Raw genomic sequence first — 16,425 nt, 5'->3', positions numbered from 1 at the left:
GACGATCGATTCCGCTTTGCGGTCGATCAGGCGGCCCGCACGGTCGCGAGGAAGCGCCGCACCTCGGCGTTCAGGTGCTCTGACTGGCGCGACAGCTCGGAGGCCGAGACCAGCACCTGGGCGGCAGCGGCGCCAGTCTCCTCGGCCGTTCCCGCCACGCCCGCTATGTTCGTGGTCACCTGGGTGGTGCCGGCGGAGGCCTGTGAGACGTTGCGCACGATCTCCTGCGTCGCCGCGCCCTGCTCCTCCACCGCTGCCGCGATCGAGGTCGCCACGCCGGAGATCTCGCGGATCCGGCCCGTGATGCCGCCAATGGCCCGGACCGCCTCGCCGGTCGCGCCCTGGATCCGGCCGATCTGGCTGGTGATCTCCTCGGTGGCGCGCGCGGTCTGGTTGGCGAGTTCCTTGACCTCGGCGGCCACCACCGCGAAGCCGCGCCCCGCCTCGCCGGCCCGCGCGGCCTCGATCGTCGCGTTCAAGGCCAGGAGATTGGTCTGGCCCGCGATCTGCGAGATCAGCGCCACCACGTCGCCGATGCGGGCGGTCGCGCCGCTCAATTCTTGTACGAGTGCGGAGGTCTGCACCGCCTCGCCGACCGCCTGTCGGGCGAGTTCGGCGGAGCCGTCCACCTGCCGGCCGATCTCGCCGACCGAGGAGCCGAGTTCCTCGGTCGCCGCCGCGACCGTGGTGACGTTGGCCGCCGCCTGAGCGGCCGCGGCAGCGACCGTGGTCGATTGCGCGGCCGTCTCGTCGGCGGTGGCGCTCATGCTCTGGGCGGTAGCCTGCAACTGGCCCGCCGCTGCGGAGACCGTGCCGACGATGCCGCCGACCGCCGCCTCGAAGCTGTCCGCCATCTGGCGCATGCCGGTCCGGCGCTGTTCCTCCGCCGAGGCGCGGGCGAGCGCCGTGTCGGCTTCCAGCTGGCGGGTCCGGATGAGGTTCTGCCGCGACGCTTCGAGGGCGCCCGCGATGGAGCCGATCTCGTTGGCACGATCGGTGTGGGGCACCGGAGCCTCCACGTCGCCCGCAGCCAGCGCGCGCATTCGCAGGATCAGGCGATCGATCGGCCGGGTGACGCCGGCGAGAACGTAGAGGATGCCCGCGAGAGCAACGATCAGCGCCGCGCCGCAGAGCAGGAGCGTGAACCACATTCCCGAGCCGTAGGTCGCCTCCGCGACGGCGCGGGCTTTGTCGCCGCCGGCGACGTTCAGGAGCGTGTCGCGATCGAGCGCGTCGAGGGCAGCGTTGAAGTTCTTGCGCGAATCCTGGAAGATGTCGTTCAGGGCATTCTGGCTCTTCGACTCGGCGGAGGCGATCAACTTCGTTCTCTGCGCGAGATAGGCTGTCCAGCTCGTCCCGAAGGTTTCCCAGAGCGCGCGCTCCTCCGCGCTCGAGATCAGCTTCTCGTACCGCTTGGCGACCTCTTCCACCTCTTTCAGGCGCAAGTCCGAGGCCGCGTTGAGCTCGCTCACAGGCTCGATACCCGTGACGTAGCGCGCATCCACCGTCCGCAGACGGGCGACCTTGTACTTCAGCTCGCCAAGCTCGCGCACGCTCGGCATCCAGTTCTCTGATATCTCCAGGGCGTTGCCGTACACCGCGCGCAACTGCACGGTGCTGAGCACACCTTGAGCGAGTATGCACACAGCAAGGAGCGCGATCGCTCCCCGAAGTGCGTGCGAGATCCTGATGCCCATGCGCCCCTCACCGAACGGTTTTGCGCATCCTCGGTTGGGGACGTTAATGTTGACCTAAATATACGGCGATTCCTGCCTTGATGCGACATTTCAATATTGATTTTGAAATCTGTGGTTGTATCCATCAACGGCATTCGCTGTTCCGTGATGGCGTCGCCCGACACTGACGGGCTGTTGCGGGCTCCGCCCCTGCGGCCCGGATGCCCTCTGCGCCTGCACCGATGTCGTGCGGGGCGGCGGTATAGGCGCGAGCGATGGACGCGAATTCTGGCGTTCGCAGGTAACCGTAGGATTTGTGGTGGTTCGGCTCGCCGTCGAGGCGCCGGAAATCGTTGACGACCCGCTTGTCGACGAGACTGATACCAGCATCACTCTCCGCGTAGTCCGCGTCCAGCGCGCCCATGATCGAGACGATGTCGTTCCCGTCGGCGAGATTCGTCCAGGCCGAGACGTTGTTCGGCACCCGCAGGGCTCCGTGCTCGGCCTCGAACTTGAGCTTCACCTTCGCCAGCCCCAGGGGCGAGCCCATCGTGACGAGGTGCGCCACGCGCAGGACCGGATCCTCGCGCTCAAGCGTGCGTAGCACGTCGTACGCGACGACCGAGCCCATCGAGTGCGCGACGAGCAGGATGCGGCGGTTCCGGTACGCTCTCAGGCGCTCGGCCAGCCGGTCGCGGACCTCGCGCGCGAAGCGCCGCTCGCCGTGATAGTGCCAGAGGTCGTCGAAGCGGTGTTCGAGGATCAGGTCGTCTACCAGCGTGAGGCCCGTCGCCTCCTCGATGCGGTCGATGCCGGCATAGACCGGCGCCAGCGCGTCCTTCGCGGTGATCGCGGACGCCGCCTCGCCCTCCTGCGGTGCCCCGGCCTCGTCGCGGGGACGATAGGGCTCCCGGTTGCTCTCGTCCGACAAGGGCGTGTCGTAACGGAGATCGGCCCAGTAAACGAAGGCGAAGGAGAAGACCGGATCCGTGGTCGGCCCCGTACCAGCTAGTCCCTCGGCGATCGCGGTCCGCCACCAGCGCGTCTTCTCATCGACGGGCGGCTTGTTGGCCAAGCCGTGAATGCCGACGATGACGCTGTCGCGCTCCATCTGGACTGATGTTCCCCCGCTCGAACGAACCGGTAACGCGACAGGGCGGGTTCGGATGCGTGCGGGCGGGGGACTGCGGCGCTACGGCATGTGTCCGCGAGATGGGGGCCGGCTCGCTGTACAATGATGGGGCGCCCGCGACGGCACGGGATCTTCCGATGATCCGAGCATCGTCGAAGACCCTTCCGAGGGTCGAGGCCGACATCCGCTCGGCGTCCACGCGGGCACCGCTCGGCCAAGCGGGCGGCCGCCGGATCAGCCCTCGGGGAAGCGGGCGAAGGACGGCAGGTCCTTCGCCGCCGCCATCCAGGCGAGACGCTCGGCGGTCTGGATATGGGCGGTCGGCGGCAGGGCCGCGGGCTCGTCGAGGGTGCCGGTCTGCACGTCGATCATGCCCGGCAGCGTGTGCTCGTTGACGTAGAACAGGCCTGTGCCGCAGGCGCCGCAGAAGAGCCGCCGTCCGTGCTCGGATGAGCGGTAGGTCGTGGGCGTCCCGGTAACCTGCAGGGACTGCGCGGGCACCATCGCCCACGCCACCATCGGTGCCCCCGCGTGGCGGCGGCAATCCGTGCAGTGGCACAGCGCGCTGTGAACGACCTCCGAGGGCATCGCGTAGGAGATCGCGCCGCAATGGCAGCGTCCTGTCAGCATCCTGGTGCCCCGCTTCATCCGTGCCCGGCCCCGCCGCGACGTACTCCGCCGCGATTGACGCCGATTCCGGCGAGAACTACCACGTGGCTCCCCGGGCGGAGAAGCGGCGCCGAATCGGTCCCGATGCCCCCTGCGGGGTCCTGGGGGAGTTCCTCGGCGAGAGGCGTTTCAGCACGATGTACAAGGCAGAGACGCGCGGAATCAGCGTGACCGTCATGCCCCGTTTCGTCGAGGAAGAGTCTTCCCCCGGCGAGAGCCGCTACTTCTTCGCCTACACGGTCGAGATCGTGAACAACGGCGACGAGCAGGTTCAGCTGCGCGCTCGCCACTGGCGGATCATCGACGGGCGCGGGGCGTGCCAGGAGGTGCGTGGCACCGGCGTCGTCGGCAAGCAGCCGGTGCTGGAGCCGGGCGAGTCCTTCAGCTACACGAGCGGCTGCCCGCTCACGACGCCCGACGGCCTGATGGCCGGCAGCTACACCATGGCGACGGTGGCCGGCGAGAGCTTCGAGGCCGAGATCCCCGCCTTCTCCCTCGACAGCCCGCACGTGCGCCGCAGCCTGCACTGAACCGGGCGCATGTGCGCAGCACCCGTGCGGGCAGGACGCGCCCGAGGAAGAACGCCCCATGCGGACCGGTGACCGGCTCGAACCCCTCGATCTGCTCGCCCGGCTCGTCGCGTTCGACACCGAGAGCAGCAAGTCGAACCTGGACCTGATCGCCTGGGTCTCTGCCTATCTCGATGGCTGGGGCGTCCGCTACGTGACAGTGCCGAATGTGGCCGGCGATAAGGCCGCCCTGTTCGCGACGCTGGGGCCGGAGGTAGACGGCGGCGTCGTCCTCTCCGGCCACACCGACGTGGTGCCGGTGGCGGGCCAGAGCTGGAGCGCCGACCCCTTCACCCTGCGGGTCGCGGACGGGCGCGCCTACGGACGAGGCGCGGTCGACATGAAGGGCTTCTGCGCGCTGGCGCTGGCGCTCGTTCCGGAGATGCTGGCGGCGGACCTGCGGCGGCCGATCCACATCCTGCTCTCCTACGACGAGGAGACGACCTGCCTCGGCGTCGCGGACACGATTGCGGTCTTCGGCCGCGACCTGCCGCGGCCCGGTGCCGTGATCGTCGGCGAGCCCACGAACCTTGAGGTCGCCGACGCGCACAAGAGCGTGGTGACCTGCCTGACCACGGTGCACGGGCACGAGGCGCATTCTTCCAAGCCCATGCTCGGCGCCAACGCCGTGATGGCGGCCGGTGATCTCGTCGCCGCGCTCAACGGCATCGCCGACACGATGATCGGGCGGGGCGATCCCTCGGGCCGGTTCGATCCGCCCTTCTCGACGGTCCATGTCGGCACGATCCAGGGCGGCACGGCCCGCAACATCCTGCCGAAGGTCTGCAGCTTCAACTGGGAGTATCGCGGCCTGCCCGACCTCGACCCGGCCGAGATCCCGGCCCTGTTCGGCGCGGCGGTGGCGCGCGTCACCGCCGAGCGGCTCAACCGCTACGGCGATTACGGGCGCATCGAGACCCTGGAGGAGGTGGCGGTGCCGGGCCTCGCGCCGGAGCCCGGCTCCGAGGCCGAGCGGCTCGCCCTGCGGGCAGCCAGGCGCAACCGGACGGTCTCGGTGCCCTACGCCACCGAGGCCGGGCGCTTCCAGGCAACGGGAATCCCGACCGTCGTGTGCGGGCCCGGCTCCATCGATCAGGCGCACCAGCCGGACGAGTTCATCACGCTGGCGGCGCTTGGCCAGGGCGAGGCCTTCCTGCGCCGCCTGATCGCGGAGTGCTGCCGATGAAACCGCCGCCCGACCGGGTGAAGCTGCGCCCTCTGGAGCGCGAGGACCTGCTCTTCGTGCACCAGCTCAACAACAACGACAGCATCATGCGCTACTGGTTCGAGGAGGCCTACGAGTCCTTTGCCGAGCTGGCGCAGCTCTACGAGCGCAACATCCACAACCAGACCGAGCGGCGCTTCATCATCGCCAACGACGGCAACGAGCGGGCCGGCATGGTCGAGCTCGTGGAGATCAACCACCTGCACCGGCGCTGCGAATTCCAGATCGCCGTGCATCCGGGCTTCCAGGGCCGCGGCTACGCCTGGCAGGCGACGCGCGTCGCGATCGACTACGCCTTCAGCGTGCTCAACATCCACAAGCTCTACCTGCACGTGGACAAGGACAACAAGCGGGCGGTGCACATCTACGAGCGCTGCGGCTTCCGGCCCGAGGGCGTGCTGAAGGACGAGTTCTTCATGAACGGCCGCTATCGGGACGCGGTGCGGATGTGCCTGTTCCAGCCCGAATACTTGGCCAGCCGCGGCAGCGGCGACATCGCCGAGCCGGTGCTGAAGACCTGAACACGAAAAGGGAGGCGCCGTTGCCGGCGCCTCCCCTTCGATCCCGATGCGTCGGCTCAGTTGCGGCCGCCCATGTTGCCGCCGGCTCCGGTCTCTCGGCCGGCGCCCGCGCCGCCCTGCATGCCGCCACCCTGCATGCCCTGGCGGCCGCCGGCATTCATGCCGCCGCGCTCGGCGCCGCCGCGGTTCTCGCCCATGCCGCCGCGCTCGCTCCGGTCGGAGACGTTGCGCATGCCGCCGTCGCGACCGCCCTGCTCGCGCATGCCGGCGTTGCGGGCGCCGTTCTGCTCGCGCGCCTCCATCCCGGCGCGGTCGCGGCCCTCGTTACGCCCGTCCCGGCGCTCGGCATCGCGGCCGAAGCCCCGCTCATTGCGCTCCGCGCGGTCCGCCCGCACGTCGGTGCGGCTGCGCTCGCTGAAGCCCGCATTGATGGTCCCGCCGCGGCGCTCGCTGGTGCTGACCGTCAGGCGACGATACTCCGGCGAGCCGTAGAGGACGCGCTGGCCGCGGACCACGACGTAGCGCTCGCGCGGGCCGGTCTCCCGGACGCTGACGAGACGGCGGTACTCGGGCGAGCCGTAGAGCACACGCTGGCCGCGGATCACCACGTAGCGCTCGCGCGTGCCGCCCTTCACGGCGACCAGGCGGCGATACTCGGGCGAGCCGTAGAGGACGCGCTGGCCGCGGATCACGACGTAGCGCTCCCGCGGGCCGCTGCGGTGCTCGGTGACGATCAGGCGGCGGTACTCGGGCGAGCCGTAGACCACCCGGCGGCCGCCGATGAAGACGTAGCGGCCCTCGCGGCGAAAGCCGCCGTCGACCACGTTCGTGCGGCTGCGGATGTCGGTGCGGGAGCTCACGTCGGACCGGCCGCGAACCTCGCTGCGGCGCTCGTCGCGCGCGCCGCGCTCACCCCGCACCTCGCCACGCTCGGCCCGGTCGCCGTCGCGGTTGCCGCGGCCCTCGGCCCGTGCACCGTCACGAGCCTCGCCGCGCTCACCGCCGCGCTCGGCCGTCGCGCCCCGGTCCGCTCCGCCGCGAGCCGCCTCGCCGCCACGCGCCTCGGCGCCCTGCCCCATCGCGCCGGAGCCGCGCTCCATGCCGCCGCGCTCCGCCCCGCCCCGGGCCTCCGCGCCGCCGCCGGCCTTCATGCTCGACCCGGCGGCGCCCCCCCGCGCCCCGGCCTCGCCGCCGGCCGTGCCGGCCGCGTTCTGCGCGTAGACCGAGGTGCTGAACAGAAGGGCCGCGAGGCCCACCGCAATCTTGTTCATCGTGTTTCCTCCGGAATTCTGAGACGCCTCGAAACGTCGCAGAACCCGAAAGGGTTCACGCGAAAAGTGAGCCTCCGATGTTGGCCTCATCAGTCGCGAAAGCTTGGCTATTCGCGGACGGTTACTGGGCCGGGCGATCCGCGATCTCGCGCTCGACCTCGGCCGGATCCAGCGCGTAGCGGCGCGAGCAGAACTCGCAGGTGATCACGATGCGCCCGTCATCGGCCACCATGTCCCGGCGATCCTCAGGCGTGAAAGAGCGGATCATGCCCATCACCCGCTCGCGCGAGCAGCGGCAGGTCTCGCGCACCTCTTGCGCCTCGAAAACCCGCACCCCGCGCTCGTGGAACAGGCGGTAGAGCAGGCTCTCGCTCGACAGGTTCGGATCGACCAGCTCGTGGTCCTCGATCGTGCCGGTGAGCGAGCGGGCCTCAACCCAGGCATCGTCCTCGGGCGCGCCTTCCCCGAGATGCGCGTGGCCCTCCGGGACGTCGCCCGGTGGCAGGTCGGCGAGCCGCGCGCGGTCGATGGATTGCGGCAGGAACTGCACCAGCAGACCGCCCGCACGCCAGCGGCTCGCGCCGTCCTCGAAGGCCTCGGCGACCGCGAGCCGGACCTGCGTCGGGATCTGCTCGGACTGGCGGAAATACTGGTGCGCCGCCTCCTCGAAGCTCTGGCCCTCCAGCGCGACGACGCCCTGGTAGCGGCTGGCCGCCGAACCCTGGTCGATCGTCATGGCGAGGTGGCCGCGACCGACGAGGTCGGCCGCCTTCAGCGGTCCGGCACCGAGCGCGGCGACCCGCTCCGCGTCGAAGCGGGCGGTGGCGCGGAGCCGGTCGGGGGCCTCGAAGTCCACGACGATCATCGCGACCGGCCCGTCGGTCTTGGTCTGAAGCTGGAAGCGGCCCTCGAACTTCAGCGAAGAGCCGAGCAGCACGGTCAGCGCCGCCGCCTCGCCGATGAGGCGCGCGACCGGGTCCGGATAGCCGTGGCGGCGCAGGATGGTGTCGATCGACGGCCCAAGCCGCACAGCGCGCCCGCGCACGTCGAGGGCCTCGACCGCGAAGGGCAGCACGGCGTCGTCGCCGCCCGCGTGGCCGTTGGTTTGGACTTCGGTTCCGGACGTCATGCCTGCTCCGCGAGGTCGTCGGCCACGAACGCGGCCGCCCGACGGAGGGGCTTTGGGTCAGCGCGCCGGGCCGGGGGATGGGGGACGGGCGCGTTGCCCGACGAGGCCCCCATATGGGGCTGCCGCCGGATTTTCGCGAGAGCGCCGCCCTCCCCCGGGCAGAGAGAGGATCGGCGCGCGTCAGAGCCCGTTCGCGCGGAGGCACCAGGCCAGCACGCCCTTCTGGGCGTGCAGGCGGTTCTCGGCCTCGTCGAACACCACGGATTGCGGGCCGTCCATGACCTCCGCCGTCACCTCCTCGCCGCGATGGGCGGGCAGGCAGTGCATGAAGATCGCGTCCTTGGCCGCCGCCGCCATCAGCTCCGCGTTGACCTGATAGGGCGAGAGCAGGTTGTGGCGGTGCTCGCCGTCCTCGTCGCCCATCGAGACCCAGCAATCGGTGACCACCGCGTCGGCGCCGTCCACCGCCGCGAAGGCGTCGGTGGTGAGGTTGACGCGCGCGCCTTCCTGCTTAGCCCAGGCCATCACGGCGGCGGGCGGCGCCAGTTCAGGCGGGGCCGCGACGTTCAGCGTGAAGTCGAAGCGCGCGGCGGCGTGGACCCAGCTCGCCAGCACGTTGTTGCCGTCGCCCGACCACGCCACCGTGCGGCCCTTGATCGGCCCGCGATGCTCCTCGAAGGTCAGCAAGTCGGCCATGATCTGGCAGGGATGCGAGACCTTGGTGAGCGCGTTGATTACCGGCACGGTCGCGTTCTCGGCGAGTTCCAGCATCAGCCCGTGGTCGAGGATGCGGATCATGATCGCGTCGACGAAGCGGGAGAGCACCTGCGCGGTATCACCGATGGTCTCGCCGCGGCCGAGCTGCATCTCGCTGCCCGTCAGCATCAGGGTCTCGCCGCCGAGGTCGCGCATGGCGACGTCGAAGGAGACACGGGTGCGGGTCGAGGGCCGGTCGAACACCATGCCGAGATACTTGCCGGCGAGCGGGCGCTCGGCGGGGGGCTCGCCCCGGCGGCGGCGCGCCTTCATGGCGGCGCTCGCGTCGAGCACGGCGCGCAGCGTCTCCGCCGAGAGGTCCTTCAGGTCGAGGAAGTGGCGCGGGCCGGCACCCTCGGCGGGGACCGCGTGACCGTTCGTCTGGGCAATCATCTCACACGTCGTTTCTCATCATCCGTGCACGGGATCGGTCCGACCCCGTGCGACCCGGCGCATCGGCGCCGGCGCGCAGTCGTGCTTGCCGCCGGGCGAGCGGGTGCCCGCCCGGTGGATCGTCGGTCTACTCGGCGGCGCCGCGCAGTGCCCCGTCGAGGCTGGAGGCCGCCGCCTCCAGGCGGTCGACGGCCTGCGCCACGTCGTCCTCCGTGATGATCAGCGGAGGCAGGAGTCGGACCACATTGTCGCCGGCCGGGATGCAGAGCAGGTGCTCGGCCCGGGCCGCGGCCGCGAAGTCGGTGTTCGGCACCCGGAGCTTGAGGCCGAGCATCAGGCCCTCGCCGCGGATCTCCTCGACGACGCCGGGGTGGCGGTCCATCAGGCCGGCGAGCTTCTGCTTGAGGTTGAGCGCCGTGCGGCCGACCTGCTCCAGGAAGCCCGGGGCCAGCACCACGTCGAGCACGGCGTTGCCGACCGCCATGGCGAGCGGGTTGCCCCCGAAGGTGGTGCCGTGCGAGCCCGGCACCATGCCGCGCGCCGCCTCCCGGGTGGCGAGGCAGACGCCGAGCGGGAAGCCGCCGCCGATGCCCTTGGCCGCGCTCATGATGTCGGGCGTGACGCCCGACCACTCGTGCGCGAAGAGCTTGCCGGTGCGCCCGACCCCGGTCTGGACCTCGTCCATGATCAGGAGCAGGCCGTGCCGGTCGCAGAGCGCGCGCAGGTGGCGGAGTTCTGCCGCCGGCACCACCCGCACGCCGCCCTCGCCCTGGATCGGCTCGATCATCAGCGCGGCGGTCTCGGGGGTAATGGCCGCCTCCAGTGCCGCCATGTCGCCCGCCGGCACCTGGTCGAAGCCGTCGACCTTCGGGCCGAAGCCCTCGATGTACTTCTGTTGGCCGCCCGCCGCGATGGTGGCGAGCGTGCGCCCGTGGAAGGCGCCCTCGAAGGTGACGATCCGGAACCGCTCCGGATGACCGCCGGCCGCGTGGTACTTGCGCGCCATCTTGATGGCGGCCTCGTTGGCCTCAGCGCCCGAGTTGCAGAAGAAGGCGATGTCGGCAAACGTCGCATCGACCAGCCGCTGGCCCAGCCGCTCGCCCTCCGGGATCTCGTAGAGGTTCGAGACGTGCCAGACCTTGCCGGCCTGCTCGGTCAGTGCGGCGACGAGGTGCGGGTGGGCGTGGCCGAGCGCGTTGACCGCGACGCCCGCGCCGAAATCGAGGTATCGCTCGCCGCCGCGCGCGACCAGCCACGCGCCCTCGCCGCGCTCGAACGCGATCGGGGCCCGCACATAGTTCGGCAGAAGGACGGACGTCATGGGTCCCAGCTCCTGTGTCCGGCGCGCGGCGCGGGCCCTCGGCCACCACGGCCCTCAGCACCCGCCCAGAAATGAAAGTGCCGCCTCGTCACCGGGGCGGCACGCGCGCGATTACTATGAAACAGCCGTCTCCTGTCAATGATTTGACGGACCTGACAGCCATGCGGAGGGGCTTCTGGGCCAGCCCCTGCCGCCTTACGCGCCTCTGCTCCGCCCCCTTGCGCGGCCCGCCGCCCCTGTGCTCAGACCCCGCCCGACGGACCGCCACGAAGGGAATCAGCATGAGCTCGATCAAGGAACGGCTACAGGCGCTCGGCCTCGCACTGCCGAAGGCGGCAGCCCCCGTGGCGAACTACGTGCCCTTCGTGCGCACGGGCAACCTCGTGGTGATCTCCGGCCAGATCTGCTTCGGCCCGGACGGCAAGCTCGCGCCTGAGCACACCGGCAAGCTCGGCGACACAGTCTCGAACGAGGCGGGCATCGCGGCAGCGCGGCTCTGCGCCCTCAACGTCCTGGCCCAGCTCGAGGCGGCGGTGGGCGATCTCGACCGCGCGGTCGACCAGTGCGTGCGGCTCGGCGGCTTCATCAACGCGGTCCCGACCTTCGCCGGGCTGGCGCCGATCATGAACGGCGCCTCCGACCTGATGGTGGAGGTGCTCGGCGACCGCGGCCGCCACGCCCGCTCGACAGTCGGCGTCGCGGAGCTGCCCCTCGACGCCGCGGTCGAGGTCGAGGCGATGTTCGCGGTGCGCTGATGCGGGCGCCCGACTGGCTCACCGCGCGGCCGATCGCCCATCGCGGCCTGCACGACCGGGCGGCGGCCATCCCCGAGAACACGCTGGCGGCGGCGCGCGCCGCGGTCGCACGAGGCTTCGCGATCGAGTGCGACGTCCAGCGCACCGCCGACGGCGAGGCCGTGGTGTTCCACGACTTCGCCCTCGGCCGGCTGACGGGGCGGAGCGAGCCGGTGGCGAGCCTGCCCGCCGCGGATCTCGCGCGCCTCGCGGTCGCGGGGACGGACGAGACCATCACCCCCCTGCCCGCTTTTCTCGCCGCCGTCGGGGGCGCCGTACCGCTCGTCGTCGAGATCAAATCGCGCTTCGACGGCGACCTCGCGCTCGCGCGGCGCGTCGCCGAGATCGCGTCCGGCTACGACGGACCGCTCGCGCTCAAGTCCTTCGACCCGCGCGTGGTGGCCGCGCTCCGTGACCTCGTGCCGGAGCGGATCCCGCGCGGGATCGTGGCCGAGTCGACCCAGGACGACCCCGCCTACGCCGCCCTGCCCGAGAGCGAGCGGCGCGCGCTCGCGAACCTTCTCCACCTGGAGGAGACCCGGCCGGACTTCCTGTCCTGGCGCGTCGACGACCTGCCCTGCGCGGCGACGCATCTCGGCCGCTTCCTCGGCCACCTGCCGGTGATGGCCTGGACGGTGCGCAATCCCGACCAGCGCGCGCGGGCCGAGGCCCATGCCGACCAGATGGTGTTCGAGGGCTTCGTGCCCTGAGGGAGCGCGGCTCCCCCCTCACCCTCGGCTGCCGCCTCGCTTCGGCGACGACAAGGTCGCCGAGGCCCTCTCCCCGCGAGCGGGGAGAGGGGATCCGCGGCACCGGATTGATTGATCGGAAGCGTGTCAGCCGTCCTGCGCTCCCTTGAGGAACGCCTCGGCGCTTCGCAGCGCCAGGGCCATGATGGTGAGCGCGGGGTTCGCCGCGAGCGAGCTCGCGAAGGTCGAGCCGTCGCTGATCCAGAGGTTCGGGATGTCGAAGCTCCGCCCGTAGGGATCGACCACGGCCGCGTCGCCGCTCCGGCCCATCCGGCAGGTCCCGATCGTGTGGGCGACGCGCTCCAGAACCCAGATGTCGCGCGCGCCCGCCGCCTCCCAGAGCCCCCGCATCAGCGCGGTCGCGTGGGCGTTGAGGCGGCGCTCGTTCTCGCCGTAGCCGAAGCTGATATGGGCCCGGCGCAGGCCCAGCGCGTCGGTCTCGTCCGAGAGCGTCAGCCGGTTCTCGTCGCAGGGCAGCGTCTCGCCGTTGATGCCGATGCCGGCCAGATGGTTGTAGCCGTCGAGGCAGGCGTGGAGCGCCGGACCCCAGAGGCCGCGGGTGCGGGCGACGGCGTTGGCGAGCGTGAGAGGCTGCACGCCGAGGCTCTGCACGAGGTAGCCGCCCGCGAAATCGGCGTCCCGCGGCCGGACCATGTCCTCGGTGATGAGCGAGGACGGGTAGCCCCGGTTCATGCGAATCGGGTCGGGAAAGCTGCCCCAGACCTGGGTCGCGACGTGGCCCATGTAGTTGCGCCCGACCTGGTCGCTCGAATTGGCGAGCCCGAGGTTGAGCAGAAGCCGCGGCGTCTCGACGGCGCCCGCGCAGAGGAAGACCGCCCCGCAAAGCTGGCGGTGGTCGATCCCGTCCCGCCGGTAGACCACGCCGGTGATCCGGCCGCCTGCGTCCCGCTCCAGCCCGTGCGCGACGCTCTCCGGCCGGATCTCGGCGCCGTGGCGGAGCGCGTGAGGAAGGTAGGTCACGTCCATGCTGGTCTTGGCGCCGTTGCGGCAGCCCTGGTGGCAGTAGCCGCAATTGATGCAGCCCTCGCGCGCCGGACCGCCCTCCTGGGAGAAATCGCGCGAGACGACCGCCGCCGGCGCGTCGGCGGCGCGGATCCCGCTCCGCCCGCAGGCGAGCGCCATGATCTCGGCCGGGCCGTTGCGCCGCACGGGCGGGAGCGGGTAGTGCCGGCCCGGATCCCACGGGTAGGGGTCGGCGCCCGAGACTCCGATGAAGCGCTCGACCCGCTCGTAGAACGGGATGAGATCCTCCAGGCCGACCGGCCAGTCGCAGCCCTCGCCGGTCTCCGTGCGGAGCGCGAGGTCGCGGGCATCGGGACGGGGCACGAAGGCACCCCAGTGCAGGGTCGAGCCGCCGACGCCGGTCCCGCTGTTGTTGGCCCCGAAGGCCTCAGGCGTGGTGCCGCCGCTGAGGCGCTCCTGAGTCCAGTAGATCTCGTCGGCGAGCGGCTCGTCGAAGGCGAACTGGGCGGGCTCGAAATTCGGCCCCGCTTCGAGCGCCACCACCTTCAGGCCGGCCGCGGCGAGCCGCGCTAGCACGGGCGCGCCGCCGGCCCCCGTGCCGATCACCACCGCGTCGACGGACTCGGTCCCGGCGTAGCGCCGCATCCCGTCGAGCTTCATCGGACCACCTCCGCGGGTTCGCGCCGGGCCGGATGCGCGGGTGCCGGCTCCGGAGGTTCGGGCTCCCAGGGCTCGGGGTCGTTCCGGCCGGTCCGGACGAAGCCCGGCAGGTCGCGGGCGAGCCCGTCCGCGCCGACCGTGCCGGTGCCCCCTGCGCCGATCCCCGAGAAGCCGAGGCGGGCGAGTGTCGCCGGGTGAGACAGATAGGTCCGCACCGCGTCGGCCCGCACATCCTCGAACCAGAGCACCATCCGCTCCGGGTCGAGTCGCGGATGCGCCGCCCCGGGCACCGCGAGCCGGCCCTCCTGGGCCGCCCGCAGCAGCGCGTCCTGCCCCGCGCCGTCGCGGGCCAGGAACGGTGCCCCCGTCGCCCGGGCGGCCGCGTCGAGGCTGCGCAGGCCGGCACGGTAGGCATCCGCGTCGGGTGGCAGGCGGGCGAAGCGCCATCCGTCGCCCACGCCGCTCGCCAGCCGCGCGTCGAGCCGCGCCGCGATGTCGAACCCGGCCTCGGGCAGCACGCGGGCCACCACGGCGCGCAGCAGCGCCAGCTCGACCGGGTCGAGGGCTGCGGGCGTGTAGGCCGGATCGTCCGGCCGGGCCCGCTCCGCGAGCGCGGCGCGCAGGCGCGGATTGACCCGGTCGGAGGCGATCAGAGCGGCGTAGGAGTCGGGGATCTCCGCCGTCCGAGCGCGCTGGGGCGGTGCGCCCGCGAGGTGGGCGGCGATCGCGGCCGCGACGGCGTCCGGCCGCTCCAGCGGCAGCAGGTGGCCGGTCCCGTCGAGGATCTCGGTGCGCGCGTGGGCGAGGTGCGGCGCCGTTAGGGCAGCCTGCCCCGTGGGGCCGAGATCGGCGTCCTCGCTGCCCGCCAGGATCAGCGCGGGCGTGCGCAGGACCCCGATGCGGGCAGCCCAATCCTCGTTCGCGCCGGATTCGAGCCAGGCGCGCCAAGCCTCCGGCGCGGCCCGCAGCACGTCGGCGGTCGCCTTGTCCTCGTCCTCGGGGGCCAGCGGCGCGCTGACGTTCTGCCGGATGAAGGCGCGGGCCGCGCGCGCCCGCGTCTCGGGATCGGCCCCGATCCAGGCCAGCATCTTCCGGCGCCGATCCTCCGCGATCGGCTCCGGGCTCGGCGGCGAGCCCGCCACGAGGACGAGGTGGCTCAGGCCCACGAGGTCGGGGTCGCCGTCCTCGGCGCGGCGCGCCAGGGCGAGCGCCACCTTGGCGCCCATGCTGTGCCCGGCGAGCGCGAAGCGGCCGGGGCGGGCCGCCCGGATCGCGGTGGCGACGCGCTCGGCCATCGCGGCGACGTCATAGCCCGTCGCCTCCGCCGCCGCGCCGAAGCCCGGCAGATCGAGGGCGAGACAGCGCACCGTGCCGGCGAGCCGGTGGGCGACCGGCTCCCAGGTCCGGGCGGAGCCGCCCAGGAAGTGCAGGCAGACCATGAGGTCAGGAGAATTTCCGGGCTCGGGCATCGGGCCGAGATTGCGCGCGGCTAACTTGGATCAAGCGCGGCGGATGAAATGCCGCGCTTCGGCGTGGTGCGGCGGATGACGGCGCGGCCGGATCCCGGCATAGAGCGGCCGGACCCCTCGCCCGGAGAATGCCGGTGACCGACGCCGCGGACGCCAAGCCCCTGATCTTGCTGACGAACCCGATCCACCCGGAGGCGGTGGCGCGGCTGGAGACCGGGGCCCGCGTGGTGACCGCGCCGGATACGGGAGCCGACACGCTGCGGCGCCTCGCCGAGGGTGCGGCCGGTATGATCGTTCGGGCGCAGTTGCCCGACGACATCCTCGACCACGCGCCGCGCCTCCGCGGCATCGTCCGGCACGGGGTCGGGCTCGATTTCGTGCCGCTGGCAGCGGCGACCGCCCGCGGGCTGCCGGTCGTGAACCTTCCGGGCAGCAACACCCGCGCGGTGGCCGAGTACGTCTTCGCCGCCCTGTTCGACCTTCGCCGCCGGCTCGCCCATCTCGACCGGACGCTCCGCGAGAGCGGCTGGCTCGCCGCCAAGACGCTGGCGAACGACCTGCCCGAGATCGGCGGCACGACGCTCGGCGTGCTGGGTCTCGGTGAGATCGGACGGGCGGTGGCGGGGATCGGCCAGCACGGCTTCGGGATGCGGGTGCTGGGAACCGCGCGCAGCCGCCAGGGCCTCGACGGTCTCGTCGAGCCGGTCCCGATCGAGCGCCTCTTCGCGGAGAGCGACGCGGTGGTGATCGCCTGCCCGCTGACCCCGGAGACGCGAGGCCTCGTCGGGGCCGGCCTGATCGGGCGGATGCGGCCCGACGCGGTGCTGATCAACGTCGCCCGCGGCCCGATCGTGGAGGCCGATGCTCTGGCCGACGCTCTGGAAGCGGGCCGGATCGGCGGCGCGGCGCTCGACGTCTTCGCGGTGCAGCCCCTGCCCGAGGATCACCGCCTGCGCGGCTGCCCGAACCTGCTCCTCACGCCGCACGTCGCCGGCACCACCGCCACCAGCCTGCGCACGATGGGACTCGGCGCGGTCGACGCGATGCTAGCGATCCTGCGCGGCGAGCGGCCGGCGACGGTGGTCAACCCGGAGATCTACGGCTGAT

General features: G+C 72.0%; 15 protein-coding genes. 6 read left to right on the top strand and 9 right to left on the bottom strand.

Annotated elements, in window-relative coordinates:
- Positions 1 to 26: 26 nt before the first annotated feature.
- The 3 genes from DK427_RS13280 to DK427_RS13270 form a co-directional block, all read right to left on the bottom strand.
- Positions 27 to 1,697 carry a methyl-accepting chemotaxis protein gene (locus tag DK427_RS13280; RefSeq protein ID WP_109951685.1) on the bottom strand — a complete coding sequence of 557 codons (1,671 nt, stop codon included), beginning with the start codon at positions 1,695 to 1,697 and terminating at the stop codon, positions 27 to 29.
- Between the two features lie 124 nt (positions 1,698 to 1,821).
- Positions 1,822 to 2,787: an esterase/lipase family protein gene (locus DK427_RS13275; RefSeq protein WP_245930556.1), complete on the bottom strand. Its 966-nt coding sequence runs from the start codon at positions 2,785 to 2,787 to the stop codon at positions 1,822 to 1,824.
- 255 nt (positions 2,788 to 3,042) lie between these two features.
- Positions 3,043 to 3,438, bottom strand: coding sequence for a GFA family protein (locus DK427_RS13270; protein ID WP_109954147.1), 396 nt, complete (start codon positions 3,436 to 3,438; stop codon positions 3,043 to 3,045).
- A gap of 176 nt (positions 3,439 to 3,614) precedes the next feature.
- Between DK427_RS13270 and apaG the strand changes: the two genes are divergently transcribed.
- From apaG to speG, 3 genes are read left to right on the top strand one after another with little or no spacing between them, the layout of a single operon-like run.
- A complete protein-coding gene (gene apaG / locus DK427_RS13265; RefSeq protein WP_109954146.1) occupies positions 3,615 to 4,007 on the top strand; it encodes a Co2+/Mg2+ efflux protein ApaG in 393 nt (130 codons plus the stop codon).
- 58 nt (positions 4,008 to 4,065) lie between these two features.
- On the top strand, positions 4,066 to 5,232 hold the full coding sequence (argE, locus tag DK427_RS13260) for an acetylornithine deacetylase (RefSeq protein WP_109951684.1): 1,167 nt from the start codon (positions 4,066 to 4,068) through the stop codon (positions 5,230 to 5,232).
- Positions 5,229 to 5,792 (top strand): spermidine N1-acetyltransferase, encoded by a 564-nt coding sequence (speG, locus tag DK427_RS13255; protein ID WP_109954145.1) that lies wholly within the window; start codon positions 5,229 to 5,231, stop codon positions 5,790 to 5,792. The genes argE and speG overlap by 4 nt, the downstream gene beginning before the upstream one ends.
- A 56-nt stretch (positions 5,793 to 5,848) precedes the next feature.
- Here the strand turns inward: speG and DK427_RS13250 are convergent, their stop codons facing one another.
- From DK427_RS13250 to DK427_RS13235, 4 genes are all read right to left on the bottom strand, one after another.
- Positions 5,849 to 7,063 (bottom strand): hypothetical protein, encoded by a 1,215-nt coding sequence (locus tag DK427_RS13250; RefSeq protein WP_109951683.1) that lies wholly within the window; start codon positions 7,061 to 7,063, stop codon positions 5,849 to 5,851.
- Between the two features lie 121 nt (positions 7,064 to 7,184).
- Complete coding sequence (locus DK427_RS13245; RefSeq protein ID WP_109951682.1) at positions 7,185 to 8,192, bottom strand: Hsp33 family molecular chaperone; 1,008 nt, start codon at positions 8,190 to 8,192, stop codon at positions 7,185 to 7,187.
- A gap of 180 nt (positions 8,193 to 8,372) precedes the next feature.
- Entirely contained in the window at positions 8,373 to 9,341 is a 969-nt protein-coding gene (argF, locus tag DK427_RS13240) for an ornithine carbamoyltransferase (protein ID WP_109951681.1), read from the bottom strand.
- Between the two features lie 127 nt (positions 9,342 to 9,468).
- Positions 9,469 to 10,662, bottom strand: coding sequence for an aspartate aminotransferase family protein (locus DK427_RS13235; protein WP_109951680.1), 1,194 nt, complete (start codon positions 10,660 to 10,662; stop codon positions 9,469 to 9,471).
- A gap of 281 nt (positions 10,663 to 10,943) precedes the next feature.
- Here DK427_RS13235 and DK427_RS13230 point away from each other — a divergent pair, with 281 nt between their 5' ends.
- Together DK427_RS13230 and DK427_RS13225 are read left to right on the top strand one after the other, a co-directional pair.
- Positions 10,944 to 11,417 (top strand): RidA family protein, encoded by a 474-nt coding sequence (locus tag DK427_RS13230; protein ID WP_109951679.1) that lies wholly within the window; start codon positions 10,944 to 10,946, stop codon positions 11,415 to 11,417.
- Positions 11,417 to 12,166 (top strand): glycerophosphodiester phosphodiesterase family protein, encoded by a 750-nt coding sequence (locus DK427_RS13225; RefSeq protein WP_109951678.1) that lies wholly within the window; start codon positions 11,417 to 11,419, stop codon positions 12,164 to 12,166. The genes DK427_RS13230 and DK427_RS13225 overlap by 1 nt, the downstream gene beginning before the upstream one ends.
- 126 nt (positions 12,167 to 12,292) lie before the next feature.
- On the opposite strand, the gene DK427_RS13220 is transcribed toward DK427_RS13225, so the two are convergent.
- Both DK427_RS13220 and DK427_RS13215 read right to left on the bottom strand, forming a co-directional pair.
- Positions 12,293 to 13,849: a GMC family oxidoreductase gene (locus tag DK427_RS13220; protein ID WP_109951677.1), complete on the bottom strand. Its 1,557-nt coding sequence runs from the start codon at positions 13,847 to 13,849 to the stop codon at positions 12,293 to 12,295.
- Positions 13,846 to 15,288, bottom strand: coding sequence for an alpha/beta hydrolase (locus tag DK427_RS13215; RefSeq protein WP_245930555.1), 1,443 nt, complete (start codon positions 15,286 to 15,288; stop codon positions 13,846 to 13,848). Before DK427_RS13215 ends, DK427_RS13220 begins: the two co-directional genes overlap by 4 nt.
- Positions 15,289 to 15,452: 164 nt before the next feature.
- Here DK427_RS13215 and DK427_RS13210 point away from each other — a divergent pair, with 164 nt between their 5' ends.
- Positions 15,453 to 16,424 carry an NAD(P)-dependent oxidoreductase gene (locus DK427_RS13210; protein ID WP_245930554.1) on the top strand — a complete coding sequence of 324 codons (972 nt, stop codon included), beginning with the start codon at positions 15,453 to 15,455 and terminating at the stop codon, positions 16,422 to 16,424.
- The last annotated feature ends 1 nt before the right edge of the window (position 16,425 follow it).

The organism is Methylobacterium radiodurans (assembly GCF_003173735.1).
Taxonomy (GTDB): Bacteria; Pseudomonadota; Alphaproteobacteria; order Rhizobiales; family Beijerinckiaceae; genus Methylobacterium; species Methylobacterium radiodurans.
The sequence above is the reverse complement of the archived record's forward strand: the minus strand, read 5'-3'. Positions and strand labels throughout refer to the sequence as shown.

What these genes read in the sequence shown, in the direction of transcription:
- DK427_RS13280 (WP_109951685.1), bottom strand. Translation starts at nt 1,697, where the DNA reads ATGGGCATCAGGATCTCGCACGCACTTCGGGGAGCGATCGCGCTCCTT.
- DK427_RS13275 (WP_245930556.1), bottom strand. Translation starts at nt 2,787, where the DNA reads ATGGAGCGCGACAGCGTCATCGTCGGCATTCACGGCTTGGCCAACAAG.
- DK427_RS13270 (WP_109954147.1), bottom strand. Translation starts at nt 3,438, where the DNA reads ATGCTGACAGGACGCTGCCATTGCGGCGCGATCTCCTACGCGATGCCC.
- apaG (WP_109954146.1), top strand. Translation starts at nt 3,615, where the DNA reads ATGTACAAGGCAGAGACGCGCGGAATCAGCGTGACCGTCATGCCCCGT.
- argE (WP_109951684.1), top strand. Translation starts at nt 4,066, where the DNA reads ATGCGGACCGGTGACCGGCTCGAACCCCTCGATCTGCTCGCCCGGCTC.
- speG (WP_109954145.1), top strand. Translation starts at nt 5,229, where the DNA reads ATGAAACCGCCGCCCGACCGGGTGAAGCTGCGCCCTCTGGAGCGCGAG.
- DK427_RS13250 (WP_109951683.1), bottom strand. Translation starts at nt 7,063, where the DNA reads ATGAACAAGATTGCGGTGGGCCTCGCGGCCCTTCTGTTCAGCACCTCG.
- DK427_RS13245 (WP_109951682.1), bottom strand. Translation starts at nt 8,192, where the DNA reads ATGACGTCCGGAACCGAAGTCCAAACCAACGGCCACGCGGGCGGCGAC.
- argF (WP_109951681.1), bottom strand. Translation starts at nt 9,341, where the DNA reads ATGATTGCCCAGACGAACGGTCACGCGGTCCCCGCCGAGGGTGCCGGC.
- DK427_RS13235 (WP_109951680.1), bottom strand. Translation starts at nt 10,662, where the DNA reads ATGACGTCCGTCCTTCTGCCGAACTATGTGCGGGCCCCGATCGCGTTC.
- DK427_RS13230 (WP_109951679.1), top strand. Translation starts at nt 10,944, where the DNA reads ATGAGCTCGATCAAGGAACGGCTACAGGCGCTCGGCCTCGCACTGCCG.
- DK427_RS13225 (WP_109951678.1), top strand. Translation starts at nt 11,417, where the DNA reads ATGCGGGCGCCCGACTGGCTCACCGCGCGGCCGATCGCCCATCGCGGC.
- DK427_RS13220 (WP_109951677.1), bottom strand. Translation starts at nt 13,849, where the DNA reads ATGAAGCTCGACGGGATGCGGCGCTACGCCGGGACCGAGTCCGTCGAC.
- DK427_RS13215 (WP_245930555.1), bottom strand. Translation starts at nt 15,288, where the DNA reads ATGGTCTGCCTGCACTTCCTGGGCGGCTCCGCCCGGACCTGGGAGCCG.